The organism is Micromonospora sp. NPDC049529 (assembly GCF_055586685.1).
The window spans coordinates 186,001-205,594 of record NZ_JBVJHT010000013.1 but is presented as its reverse complement, the minus strand read 5'-3'; the positions used below and the strand labels follow the sequence as shown (position 1 = coordinate 205,594).

Here is a 19,594-nt window from a genome sequence, read left to right as displayed (position 1 = left end):
ACCTCCCCTCCCCCCCCCCCCACCCCCCCCCCCCCCCCCCCCCCCCCCCCCCCCCCCCCCCCCCCCCCCCCCCCCCCCCCCCCCCCCCCCCCCGCTGCCGTCTCCAGTTGTCAGCCGCCGGTGGATCCGGCCGGTCCCGTACAACCGAATCCCGGTGGCGCCCGTCAGTAGAGGGGATCCCAGGGAGGTAGTCGCCGGATGCGCGAAGGATCGGAACGCGAATACATCGAGTACGTCACCGCCCGGCTGCCCGTACTGCGCCGGATGGCGTACTCGCTCTGCGGGGACGAGCACCAGGCCGACGACCTGGTCCAGGAGGCGGTCACCAAGCTCTACGTGAGCTGGGCGAAGTCCTCGCGGGCCGACTCGCTCGACGCACTCGTACGGGTGATCCTCGTCCGCGCCTTCCTGGACAGCCAGCGCAAGGGGTGGTGGAAGGTCCGCCTCTTCGGCGACCCGCCCGACGTACGCCGCAGCACCGACCAACCCACCGAGGACCGGACCGTCCTGCACGCCGCGCTGGCCCGGGTACCGCCCCGGCAGCGGGCCGTCCTGGTCCTGCGCTACCTGCACGACCTGCCGGTCAACGAGGTGGCCGAGGCGCTCGGCTGCTCCCCCGGCACGGTCAAGAGCCAGACCTCGCACGGGCTGAAGGCACTGCGCCGGCTGCTCGGCGACCGGGACCTCGTCGCAGCGACAACGGTTGTCGACCGTCCGACACCGGCGGCCGTCGGCATGACACGGGAAGGATGAGAGATGGAGAACGAAGACGAGTACGCGATTGCCCTGCTGCGTCGGCTCGACGACGAGCCGTCCACCCCGAGTCGGGTGGACCTCGGCAGGGCGATCGTCGAGGGGGGACGCCGCCGCCGGACCCGGCGCGTGCTCGGCGGAGGGAGTGCGGTCGTACTGGTGGCGGCCATGGTGGCAACCGTGCCGGTCGCGCTGACCGCGCTGCGGCCGGAGCCGTCCGTACCGAAGAACCAGGCGGCCGACGTGGCCGCCTCGGCCACCCCCACAGCCGCCGCCCGGCCGGCACCGCCCGCGCCACCGACCGGCTGCTTCGTCGAACGGCTGCCGTTGCCGAACAAGGAGCCGATGAGCCTGGTCACCGGCGCCGACCCGACCGGACGGTTCATCGCCGGCCGGACCTACCCGAAGGAGCGGCGGGCCAGTTACCCGATCCTGATCTGGGACAACGGGGTACCGCACCAGATCGTCCTACCCGGCGCCGACCAGTCCCTGACCGACATCAACACCGCTGGCGTCGCCGTCGGCTCGGGCTGGCTCGACGACGGCCAGCACGCGTACGTCTACCGGGACGGGAAGGTCAGCCCGCTGCCCGCGAAGGGCACCTCGGGGGCGCGGGCGATCAACGATGCCGGGCAGATCGTCGGGACCCGGGACGACGCGGGCGACTCGAAACCGATTCGTTGGCCCAGCGCGTCGGCCCAGCCGGTCGACCTGCCGCTGCCCGGCGCCGACTGGACCGGCCAGGTCACCGGCATCGACGAGGACGGGACCATGGTCGGCCTGCTGAGTGCGGGTCGACGCGACGGCGGGCAGCTCGCGCCGGGCGCCACCGACGATCCGGCTCGGGCGAAGTCGCCGACCAGGTCGGGTGGGTTCCGGGCGGTGGGCTACCTGTGGCTCCCCGACGGGTCGATGCGGGAGCTGCCCAAGCCGACCGTGGCGGGCCAGCCGGTGGACGAGTTCCGGCCGAACAGCATCCGCAACGGCTGGATCACCGGGACCGCGGTCAGGTACGACGACGCCGGTGACCTGAAGATGACCGCCGCCCGCTACCACCTGCCGACGAACGAGTTCGTCGACTTCCCGACCGGATCGTTCGCTCCGGAGGACGGCAACCGCTCGGGTTGGGTCGGCGGCACCCTGCCGGACGGGCGCCTGGCGCTGATAACCGACACCATGATGGTGGAGCTGCCCTTCGTGGAGCCGCACGAGCTGATGTCCGGGGACCGTGTGCTGACGGTGAGCGACGACGGGCGGACGATCACCGGACAGAGCGAGGACGCCGACAACGTCATCCAGGCCGTGGTCTGGAAATGCCGCTGACCGACGTCGCCGCCGATCCCCGTGCCGCCTTCACCGGGTACGGGGATCGGCGACTCGCTGCCCCGCTGCCGCCCCGGTCAGTTCCTGCCGGACGGCAGGCTCTCGGCAAGACGGTCCAGCAGTGTCCGCAGCTCGTCGTACGCCCCGGCCGGAATCTTGCCGTCCTCACGCAGGTCGACCAGCTTGTCGCGGACGTCGGCGACCCGTTTCGCGGCTTCCCTCGGCTCGCCCTCGTTGAGCTTCTGCGCGGCGTCGTCGAGCTTGTCCTGCAGGTCCTCGGCCACGTCGGCCTCCACCCCTCCGGCCCGCACCTGAAGATCGAGCGTCGTCTGCACGGCGAGCAGACGCGCGGTCACGATGCCCGCCCCGCGGCTGGCGGAACCGGTGCTGGAAGCGGCGGCGGAACGGGCGGAGGGGTTGTTGGCCGGGTTGGCGGCAGCGGTGGTCGGGACGGTCGTGGGTGCGGGTACACCGGCTGACGTGCCGGGGAGCGCGGCGTCGCCCGCCGGACCGTCGTCCGCGTTGAAACGAGTGGTGAGCAGGACGCCGATCACGACGGCGGCGAGCAGGAACGCGCCGAGGGTCGCCGCCCGCAGTCGCCGGGAACCGGCTCCCGCACCGTGCCGGTCGGTGACCTGCCCCTCGTCGAGAGCGGGCAGCGTGCGGGTCCGGTCCGCGACCGAGGCGGCGGCGCGTACCGGGCCGGTCGGACCGGGCGCGGACGGCGGGGCGGCAACGCCGCCGACCACCACCGTCTGCTGCTCGTCGGCCGACCGCTGTCCGTCCGACGGCTGGCCGGGAGAGTGGTGGCCGGACGTGCTGGGAGCGGCGGCGGGAAGCTCGACGGGGGGCAGGGCGGCCAGGCGGTGGCGTACGTCGGTGGCGGTGACCGGCCGGTCGGCGGGATCCTTGGCCAACAGCTGACCGACCAGGCGATCGAGGCCGGCCGGAACCCCGGGACGCACGGACGACAGGGGAGGTACGGGGTCGTGCAGGTGCTGCCACAACACCTGGAGCGGGTTGTCCCCGGTGAACGGTGGCTGACCGGTGAGCATCGCGTACAGCAGGCAGCCCAGCGCGTACAGGTCGGTGCGCGCGTCCACCGGATTGCCGGCGGCCTGCTCCGGCGCCATGTAGTGGCTGGTGCCGACCGTGGTGGCCGGCGCGGTCAACGTCGCCTGGCCGCCGTGCAGCAGGCGGGCGATGCCGAAGTCGCACACCTTCACCGCACCGGTCGGGTCGAGCAGGATGTTCGCCGGCTTGATGTCGCGATGCACCACCCCGGCGGCGTGTGCCGTGGCGAGCGCGCCGCAGACCTGCCCGGCGATCTCCAGGGCCCGGTCGAGCCCGAGCGGGCCGTCGGCGAGCATGGTCGCGAGGTTGGGCCCGTCGACCAACTCCATCACCAGGTACGGCTCGTCACCGTCGCTGCCGACGTCGTGTACGGCCACGATGTTGGGGTGGGTCAGCCGGGCTGCCGTACGCGCCTCACGGTCGAACCGTTCGAGCATGCTCGGGTCGGCAATGCCGGCCGGATTCAGTAGCTTCACCGCCACTGACCTGCCCAACCGTAGATCGACGCCGCGCCAGACCACCGCCATCCCGCCCCGGCCCAGCATCGTTTGCAGTTCATAACGATCACCTATTACACGCCCGGCCACGCGCCCACCTTGACACATCGAACCGGCAGCCCGCTCGCAGGGCACAATCGCGCGGTCTCCCGGACAAGGTGGACGGTCGCGAAGCGTACCGGTGCCCCGTGGCGTGTTGCCCGCTTGATTTTCGCAATATCAACTGCCGGATCGGCTAGGTTTTCGGGATGAGCTTGCTGGGTGACGCGGTGGCGGTGCTGGACGAGCGCGGGGTGCTGGACCGGCTGGGTCGGCTGATCCAGCAGGTGTACCGGCGGGCCGCTGATCGGCACGAGCCGGAGCTCGGCGACGACGCGATGAGTTTCGGAACCACGGTGTGGCGCAACCTGGTGCATCTCGGTCAGGCCGAGTTCAACGGTGTCGACGGGGTTCGGGCCCGACTCGACGACAACTCGCTGGAGATCCTGTGCGCGGGTTACGTGGTGCGGCTGTACTCGTTGCAGGGCGGGATCGAGTCGATCCGCTGGGAGGGTAGCGAGGCGCGGCTGGGCGGTGCGGTGGAGAACAGCCGCGACCGGCAGCTGGCGTTCGACGACGAGGGCCAGTTCCCGGAGGTGTTCGCGGGCGTGGTGCCACCGAAGCGGCACGTACGGATCGCGCACACCGGGGACGTCGCCACCGGTGAGGCGGTGGCGTACATCGGGCTGCCGAGGGACAACCGCGACGGTGGCTCGCCGTGGTTCGAGGTCACCCCGTGGCTGGGCGCCTCGGCCGTGGTCGGTACGCCGTTGCCGGTCGCCGACGGCCGCGTCGTGGTGCCGCAGTCGCGGCATGACGAACTGCCGATCCCCGAGCTTGACCTGCTCGCCCTGCGGCCTGGCCGGGTGTCCGGCCGGTCGGCGTGACGAGGGCACTACGACCGCCGGTTCCGGCTGCTGCCGCCGCCGCAGGTTTCGAGCCCCACGCCCTGGCGCTCGCCCGTCGGTGGCGGCGCATGCGCAAGAACGAACTCGCCCGGCAGGTCGGCGTGACCGCGGCCGCGGTCAGCCAGTACGAGCTGGCGCAGGCCCGTCCGTCGGCGGCGGTGCTGGCCCGGCTGGCGTTGGCGCTGTCGATGCCGGTCGAGTTCTTCGCCGCCGGGTTCCCCGCCCCGGTCACCCCGGGGCACGCGCATTTCCGCAGCCTCCGTACGGCCACCCAGGCCGAGCGGGATCAGGCGGAGGCGTTCGGCGAGATCGCCTGGCGGGTGGTCGAGGTGGTCGAGCGGCACCTGCTGCTGCCCGAGTTGCGGTTGCCGCACCTGGACCTGGCCGAGCCGGCCGGCCCGGACGGCGTACGGGACGCAGCCGCGGCGGCGCGTGCGGCATTCGGCCTCGGGGCGGCGCCGGTGGCGCACACGGTGCGACTGCTGGAGTCGTACGGGGTGATCGTGCTGGCCCTGCCCGACGTCTCCGAACGGGTCGACGCCTTCTCCCACTGGTACGGGCAGCGTCCGTTCGTGTTCCTCAACCCGGACAAGGACGACAAGGCCCGCTCCCGGATGGACGCCGCGCACGAACTCGGCCACCTGCTGATGCACCACGACGCCGAGCCGGGCAGCCAGCTGCTGGAGCGGGAGGCCACCGCGTTCGCGTCCGAGTTCCTCGCTCCCGGCGCGGTGTTGCGGGCCGAGCTGCCGGCGCGGCTCGACTTCGACCGGCTGCACGAGCTGAAGCGCCGGTGGGGAATCAGCCTGAAAGCGTTGATCTACCGGGGACACGAGCTCGGCATCTACCGCGACCACACCTACCGGCGGGGGATGAGCCTGCTCGCCCAGTGGGGCTATCCGGAGCCCGGCGACCTCGGCCCCCGTGAACAGCCGTCGCTGCTCGGCAGGGCCGTCGAAATCCTCGACCGGCAACGGGTGTCCACCGGCAGCCTCGCCAGACAGACGGGGCTACCTCCGTCGCTCACCCACGCCGTCATCGACGCCGGCACCGAACGTCTCCCCGCCCTGCGGCTGAGCCCCGACGTCCCGAATCCGTGATCCGTGCGGAGGTGAACCGGTCATGCCCCGTGGCCCGCGATTCGTGCACCGGCGGAATAACCCGTCACCAGATCGGGGGTTCGACGGAAGCCCCTGTCGAACAGGTCGACCGAGGTCATTGGTAGACACCCTGAAGGGAACGAATGCCGACATGAACCCTTTGCGACGGTGAAATCGGGGTGTCGTGCGGGGGCGGGTTACGCCCGGTGTCCGGCAGTCCTCCCGCCACATTGTCCGGTAGACGGTCCGAACCGCATCTCTCGGGATGCGGTCTCGGCTCGTCGGCACCATCCTCGGCAGCAGACGCGCCGAGTGGCGCCGCGTTCATCGGTCCACCCGTGCCCACCCTGCGATAGGCTGGTGCCCGTCGGGTGATACCACCGGCAGCGGCGATCGACCATAAACGGCGGTCATTGTGTTACCCACGTTCTCTGCCCGTGCCGGATCACATCCGGGCGGGCGCTTTGGTCGGCGGCCCGGAAACCGGCAGGCACCTGTCAAGCGATGGAGGGCGTTTCGTGAGCGGCATCGGAGCGGACACGAGCAGGTCCGAGCAGAGCACCGTCGTTGACGCCGTACGGATGGGCGACGAACTGGCGTTCACCGATCTCAGTGAGCGCTACCGGCGCGAGTTGCAGGTGCACTGCTACCGCATGCTCGGTTCGTTCGACGACTCGGAGGACCTGGTCCAGGAGACGTTCCTGCGCGCCTGGCGCAGGCGGGAGAGCTTCCAGGGGCGATCCACCTTCCGGGCCTGGCTGTACCGGATCGCCACCAACGCCTGCCTGGACTTCCTCGACCGCCACCCGCGCCAGCCGCGCCGGTCGTTCGCCCCGCTCGGTGGCGGCCACGCGGGTGCGGACCGACTGCCGTTGCCGCAGGTCGAGGTGCCCTGGTTGCAGCCGTACCCGGATCGGTTGCTCGAACCGGTCGCCCCGTCCGAGGTCCAACCGGACGCGGCGGTCGTCGCCAAGGAGACGATAGAGCTGGCCTTCCTCGCCGCCATCCAGCATCTGCCGCCCAAGCAGCGGGCGGTGCTGATCATGCGGGACGTGCTCGGCTGGTCGGCCAACGACACCGCGGCGTTGCTGGACGGCACCGTCGCGGCGGTCAACAGCGCACTGCAACGGGCTCGGGCCACGCTGAAGCTCCACCTGCCCGAGCGACGGATCGAGTGGTCGTCGTCCACCGATCCGAGCGACGAGGAACGAGCGGTGTTGCAGCGTTACGTCGAGGCGACCGAGCGGGCCGACCTGGTGGGGCTGGCGGCGCTGCTGCGGGAGGATGCCCGCTTCACGATGCCGCCCACGCCGGCCTGGTTCGAGGGGCGGTCGGCCATCATCGCGAGCTGGGCTCCGGCGATGGTCGGTCCCGGGGCGTGGCCGGGCTGGCGGCACGTGTTCACCCGGGCCAACCGGCAACCGGCAGCCGCCTCCTACGTACGCGGGCCGGGGGAGTCGACGTACCGGGCACTGGGCCTCGAAGTGCTGCGGATCGAGGGCGGTGTGGTAACGGAGATCACCACTTTCCAACCGCAGGTCTTCCCCGCCTTCGGGCTGCCGCTGACAGCCTGACGGACAGCGGTCGGGCGGTGTCCCATGGGGACCGTCCGATCCACCCGCGCCCAGCCCGGTCGTGACCAGCGAAACCGCTGGTCACGCGGCTTTGTGTGCCCGTTTGTCGATCCCGCCGATCCGTTTCCCGATCGTCTTTCCATCGCAGCGATGAGTTTTTCCGACCATGACCGTCTCAAGTAGGGCCACGTCAGAACGACGCCCGAGGGAGATGGTGCGGGATGGGATAGCACCACATGCTCAACCATGCAGTGGGATTTCGTCAGCTTATGCCCGTTTCTAGCAATCCCCGTGGGTGGGGGAGGAACACGGACGCGCTGGTGCCCCTCGACGTGAACTGCCAATGGTCAAGGGCGACAAGGAGTACGTCTTCGTGGGGCCGAACGGTCGGACGGACCTGCTCGGTCTGTTCGACGGCCGCAGGCAGCTCATCACCATCTACAACCATCACGACCGTTACGAAGAGTAACACCCGCTCGCGCCCCCGTACTCACTTGCTCGATCACCACAGAAAGGTCTTCCATGGACGCGAATACGGCAACTCCGGAAGCCGGCCCCAAGGCCGGCCGACGGGAGTGGCTGGGTCTGGCGGTGCTGGCCCTGCCCACGCTGCTGCTGTCACTGGATCTCAGCGTGTTGCACCTGGCGCTTCCCCATCTGAGCGCCGACCTCGGCGCCGGCAGCATCCAGCAGTTGTGGATCATCGACATCTACGGCTTCATGATTGCCGGCTTCCTGATCACGATGGGTAGTCTCGGCGACCGGATCGGCCGGCGCAAACTGCTGCTGATCGGCGCGGCGCTGTTCACCGTCGCCTCGGTGGCGGCCTCGCTCTCGACCTCGCCCGAGATGCTGATCGTGACCCGGGCGCTGATGGGCATCGCCGGCGCGACCCTGATGCCGTCCACCCTGGCACTGATCAGCAACATGTTCCACGATCCCGCGCAGCGGGGAGCGGCCATCGGGGTCTGGGTGGCCTGCTTCATGGGCGGTATGGCGATCGGTCCCCTGATCGGCGGAGCGATCCTGGAGGTCTTCTGGTGGGGCGCGGTGTTCCTGCTGGCGGTTCCGGTGATGGTGCTGCTGCTGGTCGCGGGTCCGGTGCTGCTGCCGGAATTCCGCGACGAAAGCGCGACCGGCCGGATCGACCTGCTCAGCGTGGCGCTGTCCCTGGGCACGCTCCTGGCCATCGTGTACGGCATCAAGGAGCTCGCCAAGGATGGTTGGCAGCCGATCCCGGTGGCGGTCGTCGTGGTCGGCCTGGCCCTCGGTGCGCTGTTCGCGCTCCGGCAGCGCCGGCTGGCCGAGCCGCTGATGGACCTGAGCCTGTTCGGGAACAAGTCGTTCAGCGGAGCCCTGGTGATCGCGCTGTTCGGCGCCGCCATCGGTGGCGGAACGATCCTGGTCGTCAACCTCTACCTGCAGATGGTCGAGGGCCTCAACCCGTTGCGGGCCGGTCTGCTGATGCTGCCCTCCGGCATCGCCCTGGTGGCCACCGCGATGATCGCGCCAGCGATCGCCCGTACGGTCCGCCCGGCCTACGTGGTCGCGGGCGGTCTGTTCATCGCGGCCGTCGGGTACCTGCTGCTGACCCAGGTGGACAGTGGCGGCGGAGTGCTCCTCCTGATCATCGGCGTCGTCATCAGCAGCGCCGGCAGCGGGCCGCAGGCCGCGCTGAGCACCGAACTCGTGCTCAGGAACGCACCGCCGGAGAAGGCCGGTTCCGCCGCCTCCATCTCCGAGACCAGCGGTGAGCTCGGCATGGCCCTCGGCTTCGCGGTGATGGGCAGCATCGCCACCGCCGTGTACGGCAACGTGCTGACCGGCACCCTGCCGAGCGCGGCCGGGGAAGAGGCGACGCGCAGCGCGGAGGAGAGCATCGTCGGTGCCGTCGCCGTGGCCGAGCAGCTTCCCGGCGCGGTCGGTGCCGAGGTGCTCGAAAGCGCTCGTGCCGCGTTCACCAGCGGTCTGCACGCCGTCGCGATCGTCAGCGCCATCCTGCTCGTCTGCCTGGCCGTGATCGCGATCACCACCCTGCGGCACGCGCCGCCGACCGGTGCGGAGCAGCCCGCCGAAGAGGCGGACGCCGACGCGCCGGCGGTTCAGGTCGGCGGCTGACCGGCCGGTGCTGAACCCGGATTCGTCGCGCTGCCGGGAGGCCGATTTTTCCAGCCGGCCTCCCGGCGGCACGGCGGCCGATCCGGGCTCCGTGCGATGTCGGTGCGTTCCCGGTGCCCGCCGGTGCGCCCCAACCCCTGTCCTGGTGCCGGGATGGCAGGGTACGGCGTCCGGGAGCCACGGGCCGACCGGCAACGAGGGCCCGGCTGCGACGGATGTTCGTCGCGGCCGGGCCCTCGTTGTATGAGCTGGTCACCGCAGGTACGGCGAGCCGGTTTCCCCGCTCGTCGCGTCGATTGCGAGCTGACCGGCGTTACCCGGCCCGGCTCGCGGCGGCGGGCTGACCGGCGAGCGCCGCGTTCGCCGCGGGCAGTGGCGTGGCGCCGCTGATCAGGTCGGCCGCCTTCTCTGCGATCGCGATGACCGCGGCGTTCGGGTTACCCCGGATTCCCCTGGGGATGACCGACGCGTCGACCACCCGAAGCCCGTCGATCCCCTCGACCTGAAGGTCGGTGTTGACCACGGAGCCGATCGCACAGGTGCCGACCGCGTGGTAGATCGAGTGGGCGTACCGACGGATGTAGGTGCGCAGGTCGGCGTCGGACTCGGAGGCCGGCGGCCGGTACGACGCCTCGGTGTAGGACTCCAACGCCTTCTGGCGGGCGATCTCCAGGCCGATCCGGATACCCGCGATCGCGGCCTGCACGTCCGCCTCCTCGGCGAAGTAGTTGTGCACGATCTTCGGCTTGGTCGTCGGATCGTCGGAGGCGAGCATCACGCTGCCCTGACTGAGCGGGGTGAGCACGGACGGACCGAAGGAGAAGGCGTGATGGGTGGGGGTGCCCAGACCGCCGTCGACGAACATGACCGGCGCCGCGAGATATTCCACGTCCGGGGCGGGAAGGTCGGCTCTGGTCCGGACGAAGCCACCGGCCTCGGGGCCGTTCGAGGTCAGCGGCCCCCGCCCCTCGGCCGCGAACCGGGCAACGTTGGCCGGCTCGGCAGCGGCCAGCAGGCTGATCGGATGCGGGTGGGTGAAGACGAGCGGCACGAAGGTGTGGTCGTGCAGGTTCTGGCCGACCAGCGGCTGATCCAGGTTGACCGGAATGCCCAGTGCGCTCAGTAGGCCCGCGGGACCGACACCGGAGAGCATCAGTAGCTGCGGCGAGTTGTACGCACCCCCGGCCAGGATGACCTCCCGCCGCGCCTCGATCGTGATCTCCTCGCCCAGCCGGCGGCCGACCACACCGGTCGCGCGGCCCTTGGTGATGAGAACCCGGTGCACCTGGAGGTCCGACTCCACGGTGAGGTTCGGCCGGTGTAGCGCGGGGTGCAGGTACGCGGTCGACGAACTCTCCCGCCTGCCGTCGCGCTGGGTCACCTGGAAGAACCCGAAACCGTCCTGTTCGGACCCGTTGAAGTCCGGGTTGACGGCGTGTCCGGCCTGGCTGGCGGCGTCGACGAAGGCCGCCGCCATCGGGTTGTTCGATCGACCGTCGGACACCGCGAGCGGCCCGCCGACCGCGTGGTACGCGGACTCACCACGGTCGTTGTCCTCGGAGCGCTTGAAGTAGGGCAGCAGGTCGTCGAAGCCCCACCCCGGCTGGTTCCACTCGTCGAAGTCGAGCCGGTTGCCGCGTACGTAGATCATCGTGTTGATCGAACTCGATCCGCCCAGCACCCGACCCCGGGGCAGGTAGATACGGCGGCGGTCCAGGAACGGCTCTTCGTGGGTGTCGTAGTCCCAGTCGAGTTCCGTACGGAACAGTTTGCCGAACGCGGCCGGTACGTGGATGTTCGGCGAGCTGTCCTTCGGGCCCGCTTCCACCAGGCACACCGTCACCCCGGGGTCCTCGCTCAGCCGTGCCGCGAGTACACATCCGGCCGACCCGGCGCCGACGATCACATAGTCGTACATGTGCTCCTCCACTAGTCGAGCTCCGCAGGGATGAGCCGGCGGGTTTGGGTGATGTGGTTGACGCCACGACGGACCCTCGGCGGACGTGATGGATCGCCATCTCCGTACGCCCTCGGGAACTGCTCTGGAAAGGTTCCGCCGAAACGGCGGCATGAATGTGCGCGAATTTCCTAACGGCCCTTATGCAACCTGTCGCCGGGCAGAATCAGGCGTCCGGGTGGCCTCGCGTTCGGTGACGGTGGCTGGGACAGTGGGCATGCGATTCCTCCGTGGAGTAGACGCAAGTCGTGGGCTGACGCCGGGTAGCTGTGTGGGACCGGCTCGCGGAAAGCGGGCCGACCCAGGCCCGTCGGGCCCGACGTTGCCATCGTCTTTCGATTCGGGATGCATCCGCATCTCTCCGCTTGCGGCGTTGACGTTTCGATTCCGTGAGCCGGCGAGCCGTGGCGGGAATTTCCGCCTGCTGCTCAGCCTCACTCGGCTCAGCCGGGTCCGCGCCGACGGTGGCGGTGGACCCGGCATCGGCTCCCCACGCGCGCGCGCCCGTTGCCGGCGGGATCCGCTGCCCGGTACCACTCGGACGTCCATAAATTGAGCACGATCGAAGGAGCGCTGGCTCGCCCAATTTGTCATTCTTGGTGGGCCGTCCGGGTGACCTCGGCAGGGTCACGCACGGCGGAAGTAGGAGTTGATCATACGAAGATCATCGGCGGAGATTCTTCGTTGTGGCTGAAGTACCTCAGACGAACGGGGGAAAAACCGTGACGCAGCCATCGGGGATCGATGTTTCGACGAGGGAATCCGAACCTCGGCCGACGGAGCCGGCGACGGCCGGCAAGGGTGGTTCACCTTCCACACGTCCGCGGTCCTGGTGGCGCCGTCCCTGGGTGCTGCCCGCCGCGGTGATCGCGTACCTGTTCATCGTGCTGTTCGTCCCGCCGTACCTGACCTTCGATCCCAGTCTGGCTCGGGTGAATCTGCGCGACGACGTCTCGTGGCACTACGGCGTCCTGGTCGCGCACGTCCTGTTCGGTGTGGTGGCGATGGCGACGGTGCCGTTCCAGTTGTGGCCCCGCTTCCGGCAGCGTTTCCCGGTGGCGCACCGCTACATGGGCCGGGCCTACGTCTTCGTGGGCGTGATCCCGTCCGCGCTGCTGGCGTTGGTGATCACGCCGTTCGCGGCCGGGCCGGCGGGTAACGCGATCGGCGGGCTGCTCTGGCTCGCGGCCAGCGTCTACGGCTGGCGGATGGCCCGCCTGCGCCGGTACCAGTCGCACCGCCGTTTCATGATCTACAGCTTCGCCCTGTGCATGCAGATCATCGAGGGCCGGGTCATGGTGCTGACCATTCCACACCTGCCCGGCTTCGATCAGTCATCGATGCCTCTGCTGCTCGAAACGGCGAGTTGGATCGGAGTCCTGCTCAATCTGCTCGCTGCCCAGTGGTGGCTGGAGTGGACCGCCCGCCGGAACAAGAGGTCGGCGGCACCGATCCGGGTGAGCTCGCCAACCCGCTAGCGACGTCAGAGTACGGCCAGACAAGCACACAACGAAAGTGGTGGAAACATGCAGGCAGCGGTCGTCCCGGAGGTCAACGCCAGGTGGGAGATCCAGGAGATCCCGACTCCCCGACCGGGTCCAGGAGATGTGCTGATCCGGGTGCGCGCCTCGGGTATCTGCGTCAACGACGTGCTGGCCACCCGTGGCGTCATCCCCTTCCCGGCGATCACCCCGGCGGTGACCGGCCACGAGCCGGTCGGTGAGATCGTCGAGGTCGGCGCCGGGGTCACCTCCCGGGCGGTCGGCGACCGGGTCGGCACCACCTGGGTGCAGGCCACCTGCGGTCGCTGCGACTACTGCCGGCTCAACCTGCCGGTCTCGGGGCAGGCGGCGATGAACTGCGCCGCTCCCCGTACGACGGGGTTCAGTGTTGCCGGCGGGCACGCCGAGTACCTGGTCGCCGCCGCCGCCGCCACGGTGCTGCTGCCCGAAGGACTCGCGTACGAGCTCGCCGCGCCGATCATGTGCGCGGGTTACACCAGTTGGAGTGCGCTGCGCCAGAGCGAACCGAAGCCGCACGAGCGGATCGCCGTGCTGGGCATCGGCGCGCTGGGACATCTCGCGGTGCAGTTCGCCCACGCCAGCGGGTACGAGACCATCGCCATCACCGGCTCGCCGGACAAGCACGAGGCCGCCAAGCAGTTCGGTGCCGACATCGTCGTGAGCAGCGGTGAGGAACTGCGCGACGTGGGGGGCGCCGACGTCATCCTGGACACCAGCGGCTCCTTTGAGGCCGCCGCGGACAGTCTGCACGGTCTGCGGCTCGACGGTCGGCTCGTGCTGGTGGGCCTGGACTCCTCCGGCGGATTCAATCTCGCGCCGGATCGCATGAAGCCGTTCTTCTCGCAGCGGCACCGCATCATGGGTGCCACCCACAGCGGGTTGAGCTACCTCACCGAGGCGCTGCAATTGGTCGCCCGGGGCCGGTGCACACCGGTGGTCGAGACCTACGCCAAGGAGCAGATTCCGGATGCGCTCGAACGGGTGGCAAACGGCGAGGTGCGTTTTCGGGCCGTGGTCACCTGGTGATGTCGAACGAGCCGGGTCGACGTGGCTCGGCGAAACGTGTTATGCAACGAGGATCATCGATATAAAGTAGGGTGGTGCGGCGCCCGGCGATGCCACCACGCCGCACATTTTCGGGGCCGCGTCGCGCCGACCTGGTCCTACCAAAGCCATGTCGCATAAGGAGAGAAACCACATGCGAGTCATGTTCGCCGTCTGGCCCGCCATTGCGCACCTCTATCCATCGGTGGCGCTCGCCTGGGCCTTCAAGGCCGCTGGACACGAGGTCTGTATCGTGTCCGGTCCGGCGGTCGCGAAGAACATCACCGAAGCCGGCCTGACGGCGGTGTCGCTCGGCGACGACCTACCCGAGACGGTCGGCGCGGGCAGCGCGGAACTCAGGGCGCTGTCGGCGGAGCAGTACGGTGACCTGGCGGACCAACTGGCCATCGACAATCCGGACGAGGCGTACGCCTGGGACTTCTTCCGGATGTGGATGCTGCCGTGCATCTGGAACTTCCACCCCGCCGACGAAGCGACCGCCGTGCAGGACTCCGGGGTGGACAACCTCGTCCGGCTGGCCCGCGGCTGGCAGCCCGACCTGATCATCTGGGAGCCCTGCTGGCCCTCGGCCGCGGTGGCGGCGCGGGCCAGCGGCGCGGCACACGCCCGCCTGTTGTGGGGTCACGACATGTTCGCCGCCAGCTACGACCGCTGGCAGAAGGCCCGCCAACTGCCCGGCTCCACGCTGGGCGAGGACCCGTTGACCGGGTACGTGCGACCGGTGGCCGAGCCGTACGGGTTCGAGGTCGACGACGAGCTCCGCTTCGGGCAGTGGACGATCGACCCGACCCCGGCCGGGATGCGCCTGCCGACCACCCGGTCGTCGGTGTCGCTGCGGTGGGAGCCCTACAACGGTACGGCCGTGCTGCCGGAGTGGTTGTACGACAAGCCCACCCGTCCGCGTGTCGCCTTCTGCCTGGGCGCCTCGATGCGCGAGTTCGGTAAGGGCGTCGAGGAACTCGAAGCGGCGGTCCGCTCCCTGGTCACGCAGATGTTCGACATGGTGGCCGACATGGATGTCGAGTTGGTGGCGACGTTGAACGAGACGCAGCTCCAGGGCGTTCCCCGGATTCCGGACAACGTGCGCATCGTCGAATACATCCCGCTCGACCTGCTGCTGCCCACCTGTTCGGCATTCATCCACCACGGCGGCCTCGGTACCTGGGCGTCGGCCATTCCGTTCCAGGTGCCCCAGATCATCCCGGTGGAGATGTGGGGCATCGAGTCGCCGGTGACCGGTCCGTACATGGCCTCCCGTGGTGCCGGTGTGGCCCTCGACCGATCCACCCAGTCGGTGGACGACATGCGTAAGCAACTCATCCAGGTACTGGAGGACCCCTCGTACCGGGAGGGCGCGGCCCGGGTGCACCAGGAGTGGCTTTCGTCGCCGAACTCCCACGACATCATTCCGATCCTGGAGCGGTTGACGGCGCACCACCGCAACCGCGCCTGACCCGTCGCTGATCGAATGCCTCCGGGGCGCCTCGGGTCACCTTTCCCGTGGCGTTCCCGGGGCATTTCGGTATAGCGATTGGGTAGCATGGTCGGCTGGGCGTGGTTCCCGACCGTTCGTCGACCCCGGAGGATCGCTGACCATGGCGACGTACGTGTTGATTCCGCCGGCCGGCAACGGCCCGTGGTACTGGCAGCTACTGGCGGCCGAGCTGCGGGACCGGGGCCACGACGTGCTGGTGGTCGATCTGCCCTGTGACGACGATTCGGCCGGGCTGGCCGAATACGCCGACGTCACCGTCGCGACGATCGGTGATCGTACCGACCTGGTCGTGGTGGCCCAGTCCTTCGGCGCGTACACCGGCACCCTGGTCTGCGACCGGGTGCCGGCGGACCTGCTGGTGCTGCTGACGCCCATGGTGCCGACGCCCGGCGAGTCGCCCGGCGAGTGGTGGGTCCGCAGCGGCTACCCGCAGGCGCGGCAGGCGCAGGCCGAGCAGCGGGGCTGGACGCCGGAGCAGGACGAGGACCCGAACCTGATCTTTTTCAACGACCTGTCGGCGGAGCTGGTCGAGGCGTCCGCCGAAAACGCCCGGGACCAGTCCGGTACGCCGTTCGGGAAGCCGTGGCCGCTCGACGCGTGGCCCGACGTGCCGACCCGGGCCCTGATCTGCCGCGACGACCACTTCTTCCCGGTCGAGTTCCTCCGGCGGCTGGTCAGGGACCGCATCGGCATCACCGCCGACGAGATGGACGGCGGCCACCCGGTCGCCCTGAGCCGCCCGAAGGAACTGGCCGACCGCCTTGAGGCGCTCCGGTCGAAGACATAGGACGACCAGGAAGCCCTGCCGGAGGTCGACGAGCGTCGGCAATCCCGGAAGGGGCGCCGGGCCAGCGAGCGTTCCGCCGGCCCGGCGTCCTCTGACGGTTGGTCAGCCGCCCACACCTGTTCCGTCGAAGCGGATGCTGTCCACGTTGAACAGCCCGCCACTCGGGCCCGTGAAGACCAGGTACAGCGGCTCCGTGCCGCCGGTGTCGGTCAGCGCGGCGATCGGCAGGTCGACGAAGACGTCCGGACCGCCGGTGTCGGGGACGTCCACGGTCGCCAGTGTCGGCCCGCCCACCTCGTGGTTCTGGACGACGATCTTCCCGCCGGGCGCGGTGGACGACACCCGAAGCCCGAGTCCGGTGATGCCGTGCAGGTTCACCGGGTCGATCTTTATCCAGTCCGCCGGATCGATGTCGCCGACGTACGCGCCGCCGCTGGCCGCGCCGTGCGGTACGACCCGTACCCCGAACGCCTCCACCACGGACTCGGCCTCGCGCGTCGTCGGTTGCAGGACGTGTCGGGCGGTGCCGGTGAGCCGAGGCGCACCGGGGGCACCCCGGTCGGTGTAGCTGGCCGTGAGCACGCCGTGGGTCGTACCCGGAGTTCGTGTCCGGGGGGTGTCGATCACCCCTTCGCAGCCGGTGGCCCGGCTCACCGGCGGGCCGTCGGCCAACCGGTACTCGACGACGACCCGGTCGCACCACGCCCCGGTGTCCTCCGGATCGCCGACCGAGACCCGGTACGGCACCCGGTCGCCGACGGCGAGCAGCCCGCCGTCGACCGGCGCGGTCAGGCTCACCGTGGGACGGGTGTTGCCGGCGGTGACCGCCACCAGCGCCCTGCCGGTACGTCCGGTCGGGTCGGTCACCACGAGCCGCGCCTGGTAACTGCCCGGCCTCGGATAGCGGAAGGTCACCGGCCCGGCCCCGGTCCGGTCGGTACGCCCGTCGCCGTCGAAGTCCCAGGAGTAGCGCAACAAGCCGCCGTCCGGGTCGTACGAGCCGGCGGAGTGGAACGTCACCACCTGCCCCACCGGCCCGCTGTCCCGGTCGACGGTCACGGTGGCCAGTGGCGCCCGGCGGCCCTTCGCGTAGTCGATGCGGTAGAGCGCCGAGTCCGTCCCGGACCGCCCACGGTCCAGCACGTAGAGCGAGCCGTCCGGACCGAACTCCAGGTCCGTCGGCCGGGTGAGCCGCAACTGGTTGCCGAACGGCAGGATCTCTCCCCGTCGGCCGTCCGGACCGACCCCGATCTCCTTGATCCAGGCCCGGTCGCGGTCGAAGGCGAAGGTCCGCCCGTCGTACGAGCGGGGGAACTTGGTCGGTGACGCCCACCCCGGGTCGAAGCGGTAGGTCGGGCCGCCCATCGGCGCCTCGCCGCCGTTGCCGAACGGGGGCGACGAACCGCCGGTGGTGAACTCGGGGACCGAGCCGCCGTCGTAGCTGATCCACGCGCCCTGTGCGGGCGGCAGGGCGGTCAGCCCGGTGTTGTGGGGGCTGGTGTTCACCGGCGCCGCGCAGTCGAACTCGCTACCGGACGCACCGTTGGCGAAGTCGTGGTCGTGATAGGGCTGGTTCGCCCCGACGCAGTACGGCCACCCCAGGTTGGCCGGACCCTTGAGCAGGTTGAACTCCGCCCGACCGGCCGGACCACGGGCGGGATCGGCGGCACCGGCCGCCGGGCCGGCGTCGCCGAGCTGGATCCAGCCGGTGGCCGGGTCGACGGTGAACCGGGACGGGTCGCGCAGGCCCATCGCGTAGATCTCCGGCCGGGTCTTCGGGGTGCCGACCGGGAACAGGTTGTGAGCCGGGATCCGGTAGCCGCCGTCCGGCTCCACGGTGATCCGCAGCAGCTTGCCCCGCAGGTCGTTGGTGTTGCCCGAGGTGCGCTGGGCGTCGAAGACCGGGCTGCGGCCAGGCCGTTCGTCGATCGGGGTGAACCCGTCCGAGGCGGAGGGATCGGTGTCGTCGCCGGTCGACAGCAGCAGGTTGCCCGCCCGGTCGAAGCCGATGTCGCCGCCCGCGTGGCAGCAGCGCCCACGCTCGGTCGGGATCCGCAGGATCCTCTGCTCACCGCGTAGGTCCAGCCGGTTGTCGCGCCCCAGGGTGACCCGGGAGAGCTGGTTGTAGCCCTGGTAGCGGGCCCGGACCGACGGGCTCGCGTCCGCCGGCACGTCGCCCGCCGGGGTGTTCAACGCCGGTGCGTAGTAGAGGTACACCTGCCGGTTGGTGCGGAAGTCGGGGTCGAGCGCGATCGCGTACAGGCCGCTTTCCCGGTGGGCGTACACCGGCAGCTTCCCGGCCACGGTGGTGGTTCCGTCCGGGGTGGTCAGCCGTACCTCGCCGGTACGCGCGGCGTGCAGCACCCGTCGATCCGGCAGCACGGCCAGCGCGGTCGCCTCACCGGTCAGCGCCCCACCCTCGGCGAGGGTGACCTGCTCGAAGACGTTGTCGCTGTCGGTGTTCCGGCCCGAGCAGTCGCCCGCCGCCCAGCCGGCCGCGTAGGTGATGCCGCCCAGCAGGTGCCCCCGGAACGCCTGGTCGGCGTAGCTCTCGATGCTGTGTCCCAGGTTCGTGTACCAGGAGCGGCCACCGGCCACCTCCCGACACCAGGTGACCGGGTGATCCCCCATCGCGCCGGTGCCCGGGTCGTAGCTGGACTCGTCCAGCGAGGCGAGCACGTGCACGTCCTGCCGGGGGCTCTGGTAGAAGTTCCACCACTCCTCGGCGAACGTCCACTCCGCCGGCAGCGCCCGGGTCGACGGGTGCCCGCGATCCTCGACCCGGATGCGCGCCGGCTGGGTCTCCGGATAGGCGGGCTGGGCCGGGTGCGACTCGTAGAAGCTGCCCATCAGGTCGTTGTAGAACCACGGCCAGTTGGTCTCCATACCGCCGGGGCCGTGCACCCCGGCGTACCCGCCGCCGCCGCGCACGTAGCGTTCGAAGGCCGCCTGCTGGTCGCGGTTCAGCACCACACCGATCGCGTTGAGCCAGATGACCGCGTCGAACCGGGCCAGGTTGGCATCGGTGAAGGCGGCCGACTCCTGGGTCTCCTCCATCGTGAAGCCGTGCTGCTCACCCATCTCCCGGATGGCGGCGAGGCCGTACTCGATGGAGGCGTGGCGGAGGTAGGGGCCGGTCTGGTGGAACACCAGGATCCTGTCGGTGCGCCCCGCGCCGGCCGAGGCAGCCGAGCCGGCCGAGGCGGGAGCCGGCTGGTAGCCGACGCCGCCAACGGCCAGACACAGCGCCATCACGGCCGTCGCCAGGCGGCGGCGCGGTCCGGCGTACGGATGTCCGCGGTTGCTGCTGCTCCCTCGCACCAACGACTCCCTACTCTCGATCTTCTGTTGCTCCCCTGTCTAGCGGCGTGCGGCCGGGTT

At 70.3% G+C, this 19,594-nt stretch carries 14 protein-coding genes; 11 read left to right on the top strand and 3 right to left on the bottom strand.

Going from position 1 to position 19,594, the window contains the following annotated elements; genetic code table 11:
- Nucleotides 1–198: 198 nt before the first annotated feature.
- Nucleotides 199–753: a SigE family RNA polymerase sigma factor gene (locus ACZ6QQ_RS23870; RefSeq protein ID WP_465879178.1), complete on the top strand. Its 555-nt coding sequence runs from the start codon at nucleotides 199–201 to the stop codon at nucleotides 751–753.
- Between the two features lie 3 nt (nucleotides 754–756).
- Nucleotides 757–2,076 carry a hypothetical protein gene (locus ACZ6QQ_RS23865; RefSeq protein ID WP_465879175.1) on the top strand — a complete coding sequence of 440 codons (1,320 nt, stop codon included), beginning with the start codon at nucleotides 757–759 and terminating at the stop codon, nucleotides 2,074–2,076.
- Between the two features lie 77 nt (nucleotides 2,077–2,153).
- Here the strand turns inward: ACZ6QQ_RS23865 and ACZ6QQ_RS23860 are convergent, their stop codons facing one another.
- Complete coding sequence (locus tag ACZ6QQ_RS23860; RefSeq protein ID WP_465879282.1) at nucleotides 2,154–3,755, bottom strand: protein kinase domain-containing protein; 1,602 nt, start codon at nucleotides 3,753–3,755, stop codon at nucleotides 2,154–2,156.
- Nucleotides 3,756–3,895: 140 nt separating this feature from the next.
- Between ACZ6QQ_RS23860 and ACZ6QQ_RS23855 the strand changes: the two genes are divergently transcribed.
- From ACZ6QQ_RS23855 to ACZ6QQ_RS23835, 5 genes are all read left to right on the top strand, one after another.
- Nucleotides 3,896–4,573 (top strand): hypothetical protein, encoded by a 678-nt coding sequence (locus ACZ6QQ_RS23855; protein ID WP_465879174.1) that lies wholly within the window; start codon nucleotides 3,896–3,898, stop codon nucleotides 4,571–4,573.
- Entirely contained in the window at nucleotides 4,570–5,694 is a 1,125-nt protein-coding gene (locus tag ACZ6QQ_RS23850) for an XRE family transcriptional regulator (RefSeq protein ID WP_465879173.1), read from the top strand. The genes ACZ6QQ_RS23855 and ACZ6QQ_RS23850 overlap by 4 nt, the downstream gene beginning before the upstream one ends.
- Before the next feature lie 527 nt (nucleotides 5,695–6,221).
- A complete protein-coding gene (locus ACZ6QQ_RS23845; protein WP_465879281.1) occupies nucleotides 6,222–7,268 on the top strand; it encodes a sigma-70 family RNA polymerase sigma factor in 1,047 nt (348 codons plus the stop codon).
- A 295-nt stretch (nucleotides 7,269–7,563) separates the two neighbouring features.
- Complete coding sequence (locus ACZ6QQ_RS23840; protein ID WP_465879172.1) at nucleotides 7,564–7,737, top strand: DUF899 family protein; 174 nt, start codon at nucleotides 7,564–7,566, stop codon at nucleotides 7,735–7,737.
- A gap of 53 nt (nucleotides 7,738–7,790) precedes the next feature.
- Nucleotides 7,791–9,386, top strand: a complete 1,596-nt coding sequence (locus ACZ6QQ_RS23835; RefSeq protein ID WP_465879170.1) for an MFS transporter — start codon at nucleotides 7,791–7,793, stop codon at nucleotides 9,384–9,386.
- 313 nt (nucleotides 9,387–9,699) lie between these two features.
- Here ACZ6QQ_RS23835 and ACZ6QQ_RS23830 read toward each other — a convergent pair whose 3' ends face one another.
- A complete protein-coding gene (locus ACZ6QQ_RS23830) occupies nucleotides 9,700–11,304 on the bottom strand; it encodes a GMC family oxidoreductase (RefSeq protein WP_465879168.1) in 1,605 nt (534 codons plus the stop codon).
- Nucleotides 11,305–12,191: 887 nt separating this feature from the next.
- On the opposite strand from ACZ6QQ_RS23830, the gene ACZ6QQ_RS23825 reads away from it, so the two are divergent.
- The 4 genes from ACZ6QQ_RS23825 to ACZ6QQ_RS23810 all read left to right on the top strand — a co-directional run bounded on the left by ACZ6QQ_RS23825 (nucleotide 12,192) and on the right by ACZ6QQ_RS23810 (nucleotide 16,213).
- Nucleotides 12,192–12,821, top strand: a complete 630-nt coding sequence (locus ACZ6QQ_RS23825; protein ID WP_465879167.1) for a DUF2306 domain-containing protein — start codon at nucleotides 12,192–12,194, stop codon at nucleotides 12,819–12,821.
- A gap of 48 nt (nucleotides 12,822–12,869) precedes the next feature.
- On the top strand, nucleotides 12,870–13,892 hold the full coding sequence (locus ACZ6QQ_RS23820) for an alcohol dehydrogenase catalytic domain-containing protein (RefSeq protein WP_465879164.1): 1,023 nt from the start codon (nucleotides 12,870–12,872) through the stop codon (nucleotides 13,890–13,892).
- A gap of 172 nt (nucleotides 13,893–14,064) precedes the next feature.
- Nucleotides 14,065–15,384, top strand: a complete 1,320-nt coding sequence (locus ACZ6QQ_RS23815; protein WP_465879162.1) for a nucleotide disphospho-sugar-binding domain-containing protein — start codon at nucleotides 14,065–14,067, stop codon at nucleotides 15,382–15,384.
- A 142-nt stretch (nucleotides 15,385–15,526) separates the two neighbouring features.
- Nucleotides 15,527–16,213: an alpha/beta hydrolase gene (locus ACZ6QQ_RS23810; protein ID WP_465879160.1), complete on the top strand. Its 687-nt coding sequence runs from the start codon at nucleotides 15,527–15,529 to the stop codon at nucleotides 16,211–16,213.
- Nucleotides 16,214–16,315: 102 nt separating this feature from the next.
- On the opposite strand, the gene ACZ6QQ_RS23805 is transcribed toward ACZ6QQ_RS23810, so the two are convergent.
- Nucleotides 16,316–19,534 (bottom strand): ThuA domain-containing protein, encoded by a 3,219-nt coding sequence (locus ACZ6QQ_RS23805; RefSeq protein WP_465879158.1) that lies wholly within the window; start codon nucleotides 19,532–19,534, stop codon nucleotides 16,316–16,318.
- Nucleotides 19,535–19,594: the final 60 nt, after the last annotated feature.

Coding starts and splice junctions, on each gene's coding strand:
- ACZ6QQ_RS23870 (WP_465879178.1), top strand. CDS start 199: ATGCGCGAAGGATCGGAACGCGAATACATCGAGTACGTCACCGCCCGG.
- ACZ6QQ_RS23865 (WP_465879175.1), top strand. CDS start 757: ATGGAGAACGAAGACGAGTACGCGATTGCCCTGCTGCGTCGGCTCGAC.
- ACZ6QQ_RS23860 (WP_465879282.1), bottom strand. CDS start 3,755: ATGTGTCAAGGTGGGCGCGTGGCCGGGCGTGTAATAGGTGATCGTTAT.
- ACZ6QQ_RS23855 (WP_465879174.1), top strand. CDS start 3,896: ATGAGCTTGCTGGGTGACGCGGTGGCGGTGCTGGACGAGCGCGGGGTG.
- ACZ6QQ_RS23835 (WP_465879170.1), top strand. CDS start 7,791: ATGGACGCGAATACGGCAACTCCGGAAGCCGGCCCCAAGGCCGGCCGA.
- ACZ6QQ_RS23830 (WP_465879168.1), bottom strand. CDS start 11,304: ATGTACGACTATGTGATCGTCGGCGCCGGGTCGGCCGGATGTGTACTC.
- ACZ6QQ_RS23820 (WP_465879164.1), top strand. CDS start 12,870: ATGCAGGCAGCGGTCGTCCCGGAGGTCAACGCCAGGTGGGAGATCCAG.
- ACZ6QQ_RS23815 (WP_465879162.1), top strand. CDS start 14,065: ATGCGAGTCATGTTCGCCGTCTGGCCCGCCATTGCGCACCTCTATCCA.
- ACZ6QQ_RS23810 (WP_465879160.1), top strand. CDS start 15,527: ATGGCGACGTACGTGTTGATTCCGCCGGCCGGCAACGGCCCGTGGTAC.